The organism is Sporolactobacillus mangiferae, from assembly GCF_023336505.1.
GTDB lineage: Bacteria > Bacillota > Bacilli > Bacillales > Sporolactobacillaceae > Sporolactobacillus > Sporolactobacillus mangiferae.
The window spans coordinates 15,568-29,349 of record NZ_JAMAST010000021.1 but is presented as its reverse complement, the minus strand read 5'-3'; the positions used below and the strand labels follow the sequence as shown (position 1 = coordinate 29,349).

Here is a 13,782-nt window from a genome sequence, read left to right as displayed (position 1 = left end):
CTGCTCACCAGTTGTTTGAATCAGTGTCTTGATACACTTGACACCTCCATTCCATTGCGGTATTTTGACAAATGATACTGATAAAACTTTGAGATTGTTCGAAGATATTATTAAGATATTGTGTTTTTTTGACGTGATCAATGAGTGTAGATGAATGATTGCTCAGCGGACCTCTATCATATGCGTGATGTACGTTAAAGGAGAAATGGACAGAATGAGTAGGTTGAAGAAGATTATAAAAAGAAGATTGCGTTTTATATTTAGTCCACTTCTAAATGGATTAAAAAAAAATCATAAAATAAGAAGAATTTATGCGAGATATTATGATCTGACCACCATTAAAAAGAACTTTATTCTCTATGAAAGCAGAGATGGCCACAGCATAACAGATTCTCCGTATGCGATTTTCAAATATTTATTAAGGCATGATCCCGAAAATAAATATACGCATATTTGGAGTATCACGGAAGGTGATCCAGAACTAAATGAGGTGGCGAAAGAATATTCTACGCTGCCGAATGTTCATTTTGTGGTGCGAAATTCACGTGACTATTTGAAACTATTGGCGGAAGCAGAGTTTTTAATAACAAATTCGACCTTTCAAACCTTTTTTGTACCTAAAAAGGGCCAGAAATATATTAATACATGGCACGGAACACCACTGAAGACGATGGGATTTGATATTCCTGGGAATCCGGCACACTCACAGAATGTACTTCGAAATTTTCTGGAGACGCATTATCTTCTGAGCCCAAATGCGCATACAACTCAAATGTACGCGAAAAGTTACAAGTTGGATGGATTGTACAATGGAGAGATTCTGGAAAGTGGATATCCACGGATTGATTTGACACTAAATATGTCTAAAGTGGAAGTTTTGGCGAAATTAAAGAAAATGCATGTGCACATTGATCCAACCAAGAAGATCTTCCTTTATACACCGACTTGGAAGGGGTCAAATGTTAATCACGCCCAAGGTAACATTCAACAGATCATTGCTGAGCAAAGTTTTTTGGAACAAAAACTCGGTGATCAGTATAACGTACTCATTAAAGTGCACCCATTCCTGTATCCGAAAATCAGAGATCAAAAGGATTTGCGGGGAAAACTGATTCCGGATGTCACTGATACGAATGAACTGCTCAGCATTGTGGATCTGCTTGTCACCGATTACTCAAGCATTTTCTTTGACTATCTGGTTACCGATAAACCAATCATTTTCTATTGCTGGGATAAAGATCTTTACGATACTGAACGCGGCATGTATATTAAGGCGGATCAATTACCCGGACCAACTGCATATAACGTCTGGCAATTAGTTGATCTGGTTCAGCATGTTAAGGACATCCAGGAAAAGTATAAAGAAGCTTATCAGAAAATGAAAGATCGTTTTGTCAGCTATGAAGACGGACATGCAACCGAACGCTATGTGACCTACATTTTTGAACATAAGCATGCGGAACGGATCAATATCATCCGTTTAAACAGCAATAAGAAGAAAATACTGGTTTATCCTGGCGGCATGAAGAACAATGGGATTACCTCAAGTTTTATTAACCTGACGAATAATATAGATTACAAAAACTATGATGTGACGCTGTTCATGAATACGCCGCGTCGCGCTGAAGTGCTAAATAACCTGAACAAGGTCAATCCAAATGTGCGTATGCTGTTCAAACCAGGGATACCAATTTATAAACTGAACGAGATTTATCGAGACAAGCTGATACAGAATCGCTCTTTAAAAGGTTACTTGAAAATTTTTTATCCTAAGAAAGCATATAAACGTGAAGTTAATCGTTTAATGGCAAATCAAACGTTTGATATCAGCATTGATTTCAGCGGTTACAGCTATTTTTGGGCAAAGTATATTGTTGAAGCTAAGGCATCAAAAAAGATATGTTTTATGCACAATGACGTTAAAGCAGACAGTGAACGAACGATTGGAAACAGGCATCCTCACTTAATAAATTTGCGGGGCATTTTTTCACTTTATGATAAATTTGATAAGCTGTTAAGTGTATCAAAAGCAACAATGGAACTGAACAAGAAAAAATTGAAACAATATGCTCCTGCGAGCAAATTTGACTATACAGTGAATACAATTGATCCTCAGAAAATACTGAATTTAAGGGTACAGAAAGAGGCATCTACCGCAGAGGCTCTGCATATTAAAACGGTCAAATTTAATGCTCAATTCACAAAAAATTGTTCGGAAATCAGTATTTGGCCGGAGCTGGACAATATAGCGCAAACTTCTCCGGTGACACATCGTGTTCTGAAAAATGACTCTGTGTTTGTTATTGCAGAAGCCGTGGAAAATGATGAACCGAAATACTGCAAGATATTGATCAATTCAATTTATGTTGGCTGGATCGAAAAGCGCTGGATTAATTATCTTCAAGATGAAATTCTTGATCAGCGAATACGCCATGCCTATGGATCGATTCAATGGCCGGGAAATAACTATTTGTGGTCCAAGCCATATGACGTTCCGGGGTGTACACGCATTTCCAATGTGAAATTTTTAAAGAATGTGCTGGTGCGAATTAAAGAAGAGGCTATTACGACAACGTCAACTTACAACCTGATCGCGGTTAAAAATCAAGAACTGGGCTGGCTGGATGCGAACTCGATTCAGTATCTGGGTGAAGCGAAGAATGTTAAGGAGCGTTTGCAAAGGACAGCTAGAGAATGGATCAATCACATAAAACATCATAAAGTGATCACTGCTTTGTCGAATCGTACACTTGAAGAAGAACGCCTGTCTCTTTATGGCAGAGTTGTTGAGCATTCGGATCGCTACACGATTTGGAATAAACCCTACCCGAACTATGGCTATAAAGAAGTGTGCAATGCAGCTGATTTTGCTGGAGTAATCGTAAATATCACAAAAAAATGCATGACCAGAGCGGGAATTTTCTACTTTTGTAACTATGGTCAGAAAACACTGGGGTGGCTAGATGCGCAGGCGATTCGAACGTTTGATGAATCTGAACTGATTGATGTTGCAATTGAGGAAAAAGTTGTGCATTATTCTGTAAAGCCAAAACGAGAATCCGATCATCTTGCTTGGGCAAAACCTGTAGGATTTACAAAAAACGAGAAAGTCACTTTATTAAGTGATGCAACTGATTATCTCGTCAGGAAAGAAATTCAGACAAATGAAGGAACAAGTCTTGAATTGTATGATGAGGGCGGTTTGGAAAAAATTGGGTATATTCAAAAAGATGAAGTAACGATCAATGAAAACGAATTGACCGATATTAATGGTGAGTTTATTGGTAAAATTGACTCCAATGCTTTCAACTTTATTTCAATGGGACGTTTATCACCAGAGAAAAATCAAAAAGAATTAATTAAAGCTGTTGCGAAACTGGCAAAGGAACATTCAAATGTTCGTCTCTATATTTTAGGCAGTGGACCTTTAAAAAACGAACTGCTTTCACTTATTTCGGAACTTAGTATGGAAGATAAAATCTTCTTATTGGGTCAAGTTGATCAGCCATTTAGAATTATGCGACAATGCGATTGCTTTGTATTGTCTTCTATTTATGAAGGTCAGCCAATGGTTCTTCTTGAAGCAATGACGCTTGGAATGAAAATCATTGCTTCGAACATTGTTGCCAATGCCTATGTCCTGAATAATGGGACCTATGGATTGCTTACGGAGGGTACCGATGCTGAAAGCATCTATAAAGCTTTGAAAAAATTGTATGATCATCCATCAATGAAATTTCAGTCATTTGACTATAGAGTGTATAATAATCAGGCAATTAATGAATTCTATAAAAAAATTAATGAATAAATGAAGAACGCGAATAATCCATTTACGATTAGTAATAAACTAAGGACGGAATCGCTAAATTACTTGCAAGTTATTCGTTATACCTAAGAAAACCATAAAAGAAAAAACTAATAAGTAAGTTTAAAGTTGCGGTGATCGGACACGGTATTTTGCGTGCTCATCTTAATCATCAGGTATAGGATTTCGCAGAATCAAGTATAATCCATTCTGCGAATTTTTATTTTATAATTATATGCAAATCACCTACTGATCTGGCACTTTAAATCATATGCAGATGTTTTTAAGAACGGAATATTAATCCATTATCTCCTTACTTTCAACTCTTCCTTCAGCGGCGCGAGTTTCTTTCGCAGTTCTTTTTTCCATGAGCGGACGGTGTGTTCGGAGACTTGCTGGGATGCGGCAATTTGCCTGGTATCCCAGTCATCGAACAGGGTAAGTTTGAGGTAAAGAGCCTGGCGGGGACTGAGGCAGGGGAGGTAGTCTTCGATGAGGCGGAGCATCTGTCGGTTGATTGGTTCATGAGTTTCGTCGGGAATGTCGTAATCGTTTTCTGTGTCGCTGACGGAATAGTCTTTGCTGGTTGTCCTGTAGTATTTGCGAAGATAATCAGAGAGGCGGCCGCTCATGGTCTTGGCGGCAAAGGCGATGAAGACGGACTCGGGATTTTTCTCGTGATCGACTTTTGCCATATCAAAATGCTGATTGGCTTCAAAGAAGGCAAAGCTTGCGATCTGGATCAGATCGTCGTGATCAGCGGGGCATAGATAACGGTTGTACAGACGGGCATAATGGCTGACTGTTTTTAGAATTTTCGGTTCATATTTCTGCATCAGTCTTTCGAAGGCGCAGGACTCGGACTCGAACGGGACGGCAAAGTAGTCGGTAAACGGCATAATGGTGAGGCTCCTTTCGGGGATTCAGTTTTTAATATGGCTGAACGTGATGAGGGATGGGATGGTGCGAGGGTTAGCGAAACATGGTGAACGCTTCTATATGTTATATAGGGGACGCAATAACTAAATGGTGATCAAATAAAAAATATATAATCAGAGTGAGCCGATGGTCGGTGCGGATGCTGTTTGCTTTTTATTTCATTTTGGCGGTTCACAGGGAAGGCCCGAATTCATGCCAACGAACTGAGCGGAGTGGCGAAAACATCCATTCCATAAAAGCGATAGAATTGATGCTTAAATCCGGTCACTTGAGAAAGAGACATACAAAGTGCCTTCTGGCAGATACAAATGTGTACCGTGCAGATCAGAAGGTGTGTGCTTGCTTTTTGATGTTTAAGGTAAGGCCAATCTGCAGCAAGATGAAAAGTCCAGGCATTCTCCTCAGATGATGATTTACCATGAAATGTTTTTCGGAGCGAAAGGAATAACCGGGCACCCATAAAGTGGTGAATGCAGTGCATCCGGTCGAGGGTGGTCCTTCAAAACATATATAAATTATATATGGAAACGAGAGGGGGTGTATATCCTTTTAGTAATGGAATTTATGGCTATTTTTAAGTATTTTCGCAAGACGATTGTTTCAGCAAACAGCCCGCATCAGAAAATGATGCGGGCCTGAAGTGTTTTCGAAATTGGACAAGACCTGGGCGCGGGGCGTTCCGTGCGTTCATTCTGTTGCAGTCATTTTTTGCTGTTCATATAAATGAATCAGTCTTTTTGGATCAAGCAGCTTCAGAACCTTGCCTGGCACATCGGGGTGCTGCGCGGCTAATGTATGGATCGACACACCGGTGTCCATGGATTGCTTGATCAGTCGGCAAGTTCGGCTGTAACCGATATATGGAGTCAGAGCAGTTGCGATCATGGCGCACTGATTCGCTTCTTCCGCGCATCGGGCGGTGTTGGCTTGAATGCCGTCAATACAATTGATGCGAAAGGTATGCAACGTTCTCATCAGAAGTCTTGATTCGGCGGTTAAGTTGCGCACAATGATCGGTTCGAAAGCGTTAAGCTCCAACTGACCGGATTCGGCGGCAAGCGTGGTAATCGTGTCGTAGCCGATGACTTGGAAAGCTACCTGGTTGACGAGCTCGGGGATGACGGGATTCACTTTGCCGGGCATAATTGACGAACCCGCCTGCTTTTTAGGCAATATCAGTTCGTTAAAGCCGAATTGGGGACCGCTTGAGAGCAGGCGGAGATCGCTTGCCATCTTGGACAGTGTGATGGCGAGTAATTTATACGCATGTGAAAGCTGTGCAAAGGCGTCAACATGCTGAGTGGCGTCAATTAAATTGCCAGCTTGCCGGAGCTCTTCCTCGAATAGTCTGCTGACTTCAGGAACAATATGGTGACAATAGTATTCAGATGCATTGACCGACGTGCCAATGGCCGTGCCGCCAAGATTCACGGTTTTCAGCGCGTCGCGGCTATGGTTGATTTCGTTAAGATTGCGGGCGATGGCGGAAGCAAATGCTTTAAATGTATCGCCGACCGTAGTAGGCAGCGCATCCTGCAGCTGAGTCCTCCCGAGCTTGACTACCTCTTTAAACTCATTTGCTTTGTGATTCAGACTGTCAAGCAAGTGCCCCGTCTCTAAGACAAGGAGGCGGCTCAGGCGCAGCAAGGCTAGCTTGCCTGCTGAAGGAAAGACATCGTTGGTCGACTGGCATCGATTGACATCGTCATTCGGATGCACAAGCGAGTAGTCACCCTTCTCGCCGCCAAGGATCTCGATGGCCCGATTGGCAATCACTTCGTTGGCATTCATGTTTATTGAGGTTCCGGCACCTCCCTGAATGGCCGGGACAATGAATGCATGATCCAGTTTTCGCTCAAGCATCTCACCGCACGCCTGGCTGATTGCTCTGGCCTTATCTTTGCTCAGTGTCCCGTCTTCGTAATTGATGATTGCCGCAGCTTTTTTTATAATGGCAAGGCCATTAATCAGTTCTGAATCGATCATCTCTGAAGTCACATCGAAGTTCTCTTTTGCCCGCAGTGCATGAATACCGTAATAAGCAGATTGAGGGATCACTCTTGTACCGAGTGCGTCCGTTTCCTTTCTCACAGTTGACGGCTCCTTTTTGTTCATTTTCTGGATAGCATTAAGATAATCCGAAATGAATGAAAAGGCGACGCTTTTCGGAGAACTTGTTCGATAAAAATTTTTTCTCATACATATTCTTAATTAAATCATTTAATTGGTTAAAAAAAATAACAAAAACAAAATGCAAGTGTAAGATAATCTAACAATACTTTTTGCATTCGATGAGCATGTGTCTATAATAATAGTCGAATGATGAAGGAGTGACTTGTTTAAAAATGGATTCCATTGATCGGAAGATTCTTAACCGGCTCCAGCAAAATGCCCGTGTGTCGCTTAAAGCGCTGGCCAAAGAATGCTACATTTCCTCGCCAACCATTTCTGCGCGCATGCATCATATGGAGCAGTCGGGCATGATTAAAAACTATTATACATTGATTGATTATAAGAAAGCAGGATACCCTATTAAAGCATTCATTAATATCAAGGTGGATCCGGTGGACAAAGGTGAGTTCTATAAATATATTGAAGCGGTTCCGAATGTGCTTGAATGCAATTGTGTTTCCGGTGAATTTTCCATGTTGATTAAAGTCATATTCGAAAGTACGGAATTACTGGATACATTTATCAATTCACTGCAGCGGTTCGGCAAAACCAATACACAAATTGTGTTCTCGACACCAGTGGATGTACGTGGTATGCGTTTGAACGAATAAAACAGTTTCACGACGATGATGGATGACCAAATAAGGAGCTGAAATCCGAACAGGGTTTCAGCTCCTTATTTGAATTGGTTCATTATGCCTGAAGCAAGGGCATCACTTTCCGAATTTTGCGTCCTGCAGGGATTCTTCGTACATGGCAATGTATTTTTCAGGTCGCCAGTCTGTTCCCTGGACAGAAGGATTGTCTTTGAACAGGAATCGGGTCGCCAGTGACAAGTCGATGGTTGCCGTGAACATTTCGGATTCACAGGCGATGCCGTCCGTGAATTTATGTCCGGCAAAATAATAAGGTTCCCACGTTTTTCGACTTGGGCCGATGATGCTGCTGCCGCCCCAGAATTCATTGTAAAGATCCGTACCGCCCAGGTTGGCGGAAGCGATATATATGCCTTCTCTGATAACCGCGGCCTCGAGAGTGGCACTTCCCAATGCTCTGCCATGACATTTGGCAAGAGCTGTACTGTTGATGTAAAGCCGGCAGCCTTTTGACGCATAATAGCGCATCAGTTCAGGAAAACAGTAGGAGTCGTAACAGATGGCGCATCCGACAGGACCCCATGGGGTTTCAAGAATGAACGGTTTGTCACCGCGCTTTGCCCAGTTCGGTTCAGGAGCTGGCAAGTGCATTTTTCGATAAGAGCCAACCAGGCCTTCGGGGGAGAAAATGGCTAAAGAATTATAAAGAATCGTTGGACTTGCGGCATCTTTTTCAGGCATGCCGAAAACAACATAAACACCATACTGCTGTGTCAGTTTTTCGATTTCATCTGTTGCCTCGCCGGGAATCGTTTCCGAAAGCCTGAACTGCATTTTTTCTTCAAACGGCTTTTCCGCTTCATCATCGTAACCGGTCAGTGCCATTTCGGGGAAGACAATAAAATCACTGCCTCTTTTTGCGGCGCTTTCGATATAGCCCTTAATCCGATTCAGATTCTTTTCCTTATCGCCCCAGACCGAGTTGAACGTAACAACAGAAAGATTCAAAACATCCCTGTACATGCATAAACGCGCTCCTTCGTAACTGGATTTTTTTCAAGTTAAGTATAGCACATATAATTTTGAATAGACGGAAAATTTTATTTAGATTGAATAATCCGATATATTTGTGCCGAACTTTTCTCTGCTGCGCATTCAGTCTGTTTCACAAACGCGAGAATCCGTATCCATACGTTTGCGTGATCATTGTTTTTTGCTTTTTATGAAAAACCATGGATACCAGTAGGCCCCGATAAGATTCACAATGAAAAAGTCCATTAAGAGACCTGCGGCATAGTATGCGGGCTTGTTTCCAAATATATAGTATGGAATGATCCAGATGAAAATGGCCATGATGAGGAGATTGACAAAGCAGGAGTGCCTGGGATGCTTACGGAAGTATTTTTTCGGTTTTTTCACTTACGCCGCTCCTTTTTGCTGAATAAATTCTTTCACTCTATCATTCTATCAATGATTTTCTTCCATGTCTTTGAAGGTCAATCTAAATACCGCGATTGCTCATGCATTTAAAAGAAACAGGGCCATTTGCCGATAAGAAAGCGAACGCTAAATTAAGGAGGCAACAGAAGGGTTTTGCAAACGAGAAAGATAACAAGTCATCTAAGTCTTAATGTTTTTCTGTCTATTTTCCTGATTCTTGTCGTCATTATCCCTGATTTGCTGATTGGAAGCATTATCTATTATGCTGTGAAGCAATCCAGTCAGACGCAGCTGAACGAAAGTACGACAAACAGTCTGAAGATTATTGATAAGAATCTGACCCAGTTTTTTGAGGGGAAGACGGAAATGATCACAACATTAAGCCAGAGGCTGTCAGGAAGCACCGACAGGGACGATGCACAGATGGTGCTGGATGCGGTCCAGAGTGGGGACAAGGATGAAGCTGCCCTGTATCTGGCAGATACTGAAGGTAACCTGACCTTCCTGCCAGCATATGTTAAGATTCCGAAAACGCTGGATCCGCGTACACGTCCATGGTATAAGCTGGCGATGAAAAATCCCGATCATCCGGTTATTACGCCGCCTTATCAATCTTCGGACGGGTCCAGGGCAATGACGGTCACGATTGCCCAGACAACTAAGGATCATAAAGCGGTCATCGGCATGGATCTTGAACTGGGCAAGCTGAACGATCTGGTCAACCAGGTGAAGCTTGGACAGTCTGGCTACGCCTTCCTGCTTGATTCCACCAATAAGTGGGTCGTCAATAAGAAGGCGAAAGCAGGCGGAAAAGCGTCTTCGCAGCTGGCCAGGCAGCTTACGGGCAGAAAGGCTCGCCTGCTCACCTATAAGGATCAGAATATCCACAGAATCATGAATACGTTCACCGGATGGACAATCGGTGCAAGCATTCATCGGAATGAGGTCAATCGAACGGTCAATCCGCTCATGATCACGATCCTTCTGATTATCGTGATCAATTTAATGATCGTCATGGTTTTTGCGGCATGGGTCAGCAGAAGATATATACTGAATCCCTTTAAAAAGATGGTTCAAACACTGGATCAGGTCAGCAGTAATGATCTAAGTGCGGGTGTAGACGCGAGCGTGCGGATGAATAGAGAATTCACACAGCTGGGCAATAGTGTGAATAAAATGATTGATTCTTTGAGAAGCGTGATGAAAACATTAAGCAGCAAATCTGAACTGCTGGCCGCTTCCTCAGAGGAGCTGACGGCCTCCACCGAGGAAAATAAAGCGACGACCGATGAGATTGCGCATTCCATTGAAAAAATTGCCACAGCTTCGGATCAGCAGGCAACAGGAATCAAAAAACTGACGAGGAACGCTGAAGAAATCAATCAGGCGCTCGTGTCCGTGACCAAACAGACGGATCATCTGGCACATCAGTCCGAAGCGGCAGGTCAGGTGGTTAAAGAAGGCCGGCAGAAAATCGCATTCACATCGGATCAGATGGTGACGATCAGAAAAACGGTTGCCGACCTGTCAAAGGTAATCGATAAACTGAGTCGGCAGTCTGAAGAAATCAGCGGTATTATTCAAGTGATCAATGACGTTGCGTCACAGACTCAGCTCCTGTCGCTGAATGCATCGATTGAAGCTGCCCGGGCAGGAGAACATGGCAAGGGATTTGCAGTGGTTGCACAGGAGATTCAGAAACTGTCCGCAGAGTCTTCGGGGAATGCCGATAAAATCAGTGTTATTGTCTCAAACATTCAGAAGGATACGCAGCAGGTTGTCCGGTCAATGAAAAACGGCCTGCAGGAAGTTGAGAAAGGAATCGGTGCTGTCGACGAAAGCAACCAATCGTTTGAGAGTATTCAATCTTTTGTAAATCAAACGATCGAAGAAATCGAAAAGATGTCACAGTCCATTCAAAAGGTCGCCGATTTTACGGAACAAGCGACATCCGCGTATCATCCGATTGAGTCACTTGCCGAGCAGACCTCTGCACAAACGCAGCAGGTGTCAGCAGCGACGGAAGAGCAGGCAGCATCGATCGAAGAAGTAGCAAACAGTGCGGCTGAACTGAGTGCAATTGCTGATGAACTCAATCATATTGCTCAAGCATTTAAATTAGAAAAATAAAGAAGTAAGTGGACGCATCCCAAGAGGCTGCTGTATGAGAAAAAGGCAGCCGATTTTCACTGTGACTTGTCCGGCAAGCAAAAAGCAGCCATCTCTGAAAAGGGACGGCTGCTTTGTTTTTTCAGTCGAACGAGAGATGTACGGTCTTACGAAACCGTCTGATCAAATGGAATGCATGAAAAAAAAGGTGACTGACCAGGTGCAAGCGATGATCCGGGCGTATACCGTTTTTCTCGTCCGGAGAGGTTGGGTCAAGGCAGGGAGGCTTGTTTCGAGGAACCAGACGTGTAGAGCGGCCGGTTGACGGAGAGTAACTTTTTTGCGTTTCGAAGGCTTGCGAACGTTTTGCGAAGACAATGGGAATCAATTCGGAATGATTCGCCGGGGATTCATTGATAGTTTATTGCGTTAACGCTTTGACTTACCTCCTTGAACCAATAATACTAAATATTTTTATAAATAGAAATATTTATTTTGAAAATTTATCCAATAATTACCGTACTGTTCACAAAACAGACAAAACAGGTCTATATTCGTGTATCCAAAGACCTTCATCTGGCGCGGGATTCCACCCTAACTTCATGATTAATGCTGCACGCTTTTTCGTTTTTCATTCAATCTTTATTGATATTTTTGCTTGTGATATTTGTTCACAAGACTTGCAACGTGGGCAATGACTGTTTGGGATTGACTGTATGAATAACCATTTGTCATGATTGCGAGCGTGTACGGATGACGATCATATACAATAGCGACATCATTGGATACCCCGAGCTCCGGCATCCATCCTGCCTTATGGGCAACGGGCACTTCTTTAATACCTGCGGGAATGGTTTCGTTGTATTTTGTATGCTTCAGATAGTCAATCAGCTGACGGGCATTGGCATCCGTCTTTGCATCATTGTACAATCTTTCAGCGTATGTGCTCAAATCTCTGGCGGAGGTTACGTTAGCGCCGCCCGGGTATGCATACTGCCCGCCGATATTTTTTATGTATTGAATGAAACTTGCTTTGCCTACACGGTCCCGGAGCATGACAAACGCGATGTTGTCACTGTAAATGACGGCCTTCTGAATCAGATCGCAGATCGTAAACCGGGTGCCGACACGCTGATATTGAATTACGCCGCTGCCGCCATTGTATTGGTAACCGTGATAGGCCAGTTTCTCGTCAGGATCCAGTCGATGTCTGGAAATAAGATCCATGACCTGCATGACGAGCGGAAGCTTTATGGTGCTGGCCGCCCGTCTTGCACGATCCGGATTGATCAGATATTCTTCACCGGTGATCAGATCATGGTAGACAAGCGTGACTTCACCGCCCTGTGATTTTATATACGCTTCAATACTTGTGCCGGCCGAATGGCTGAGCTTAGGCTGCACGTAAGCCGGCATCAGATCAATTGCGAAACCGGACAGAAGCCAGAATGTGGCCAGCATCAGACAGATTAATAGTTTCAGAGACTTTGCTGTCTGCGTCATAGACATCCCTTCCTTAGCAATACACCAGATAATTCCATTTATACACTATTTTTTCAGCTCGCTCAATTGCTTTTTAAAAGATTCACTGTTAAAAATATATAAATTTTAAGTATAGTATGGGTTTCACCAGTTTCGCTGAAGTATCTTTCTGTGTACAGTCATCCCCAAATATGAAAAGGCGTATCTGCTCATGATGCGTGATTTGGGATAAAAAAAGATGGGTGAGCTGTCTGCGTAGGGTCCTGCCTAATTCGGCTTAAGTCACGCGGTTTGGCGTAACTTTTTTGAGATTCGGTAGAAGTTTTGTGGCATTCGGAGGAAGTTCTGCGGATTTCGGAGTAACTTTATCATAGTTCGGAGGAAGTTCTGCAGAGTTCGGAGTAACTTTATCACAGTTCGGAGGAAGTTCTGCGGTTCGGAGTAACTTTATCACAGTTCGGATGAAGTTCTGCGATGTTCGGAGTAACTTTATCACAGTTCGGAGGAAGTTCTGCGGTTCGTAGTAACTTTTTCGTAGTTCGGAGGAAGTTCTGCGGATTTCGGAGTAACTTTATCATAGTTCGGAGGAAGTTCTGCGGTTCGGTGGAACTTTTACTGTTCGGTGGAGCTTTTTCACAGTTAGGTGGAAGTTTTACAGTGTTCGGTGGAACTTTTTCACAGTTAGGTGGAAGTCTTGCGATGTTCGGAGTAACTTTATCACAGTTCGGAGGAAGTTCTGCGGTTCGGAGTAACTTTATCGTAGTTCGGAGGAAATTCTGCGGATTTCGGAGTAACTTTATCATAGTTCGGAGGAAGTTCTGCGGTTCGGAGTAACTTTTTCGTAGTTCGGAGGAAATTCTGCGGATTTCGGAGTAACTTTATCATAGTTCGGAGGAAGTTCTGCGGTTCGGAGTAACTTTATCGTAGCTTTCGTGTTCTTGAATCATCAATCTGATATTTTTTGTCTCAATTTTGTTACCGCAACGCATGAGACTGACATGATTCTGGCTATTTCTTCATCAGTCAAAGGATGATGAGCATCTTCATTTTTTATAATCTCAGAAATAAGCATCATTCGTTCGCCGTCCTTAATAGGGAATTAAGTGAATTCAGGTATCTTTTAGTGACCATCAGATCGCACAAATGATGGATGCCATCATTTGAAGTATGTTAAACGGCTAATTAAAAAGGGATACATCTATCCTCATTCAAGGATGTAACGGTTTACATTAAATAAAA

7 protein-coding genes are annotated in these 13,782 nt (G+C 42.8%); 3 read left to right on the top strand and 4 right to left on the bottom strand.

The features are described 5' to 3' along the window. Positions 1-214: 214 nt before the first annotated feature. Positions 215-3,808, top strand: coding sequence for a CDP-glycerol glycerophosphotransferase family protein (locus M3N64_RS12570; protein WP_249102843.1), 3,594 nt, complete (start codon positions 215-217; stop codon positions 3,806-3,808). 302 nt (positions 3,809-4,110) lie between these two features. On the opposite strand, the gene M3N64_RS12565 is transcribed toward M3N64_RS12570, so the two are convergent. Together M3N64_RS12565 and M3N64_RS12560 are read right to left on the bottom strand one after the other, a co-directional pair. Next, a complete protein-coding gene (locus M3N64_RS12565; protein ID WP_249102839.1) occupies positions 4,111-4,704 on the bottom strand; it encodes a sigma-70 family RNA polymerase sigma factor in 594 nt (197 codons plus the stop codon). A 727-nt stretch (positions 4,705-5,431) separates the two neighbouring features. After that, on the bottom strand, positions 5,432-6,835 hold the full coding sequence (locus M3N64_RS12560) for an aspartate ammonia-lyase (RefSeq protein WP_249102836.1): 1,404 nt from the start codon (positions 6,833-6,835) through the stop codon (positions 5,432-5,434). Positions 6,836-7,089: 254 nt separating this feature from the next. On the opposite strand from M3N64_RS12560, the gene M3N64_RS12555 reads away from it, so the two are divergent. Next, positions 7,090-7,527, top strand: a complete 438-nt coding sequence (locus M3N64_RS12555) for an Lrp/AsnC family transcriptional regulator (RefSeq protein ID WP_249102835.1) — start codon at positions 7,090-7,092, stop codon at positions 7,525-7,527. 102 nt (positions 7,528-7,629) lie between these two features. Here the strand turns inward: M3N64_RS12555 and M3N64_RS12550 are convergent, their stop codons facing one another. Next, on the bottom strand, positions 7,630-8,535 hold the full coding sequence (locus M3N64_RS12550; protein WP_249102833.1) for a carbon-nitrogen hydrolase family protein: 906 nt from the start codon (positions 8,533-8,535) through the stop codon (positions 7,630-7,632). Between the two features lie 570 nt (positions 8,536-9,105). Between M3N64_RS12550 and M3N64_RS12545 the strand changes: the two genes are divergently transcribed. Further along, positions 9,106-11,082 carry a methyl-accepting chemotaxis protein gene (locus M3N64_RS12545; protein WP_249102831.1) on the top strand — a complete coding sequence of 659 codons (1,977 nt, stop codon included), beginning with the start codon at positions 9,106-9,108 and terminating at the stop codon, positions 11,080-11,082. A 621-nt stretch (positions 11,083-11,703) separates the two neighbouring features. On the opposite strand, the gene M3N64_RS12540 is transcribed toward M3N64_RS12545, so the two are convergent. Then, entirely contained in the window at positions 11,704-12,564 is an 861-nt protein-coding gene (locus M3N64_RS12540) for a serine hydrolase (RefSeq protein ID WP_249102827.1), read from the bottom strand. Between the last annotated feature and the right edge of the window lie 1,218 nt (positions 12,565-13,782).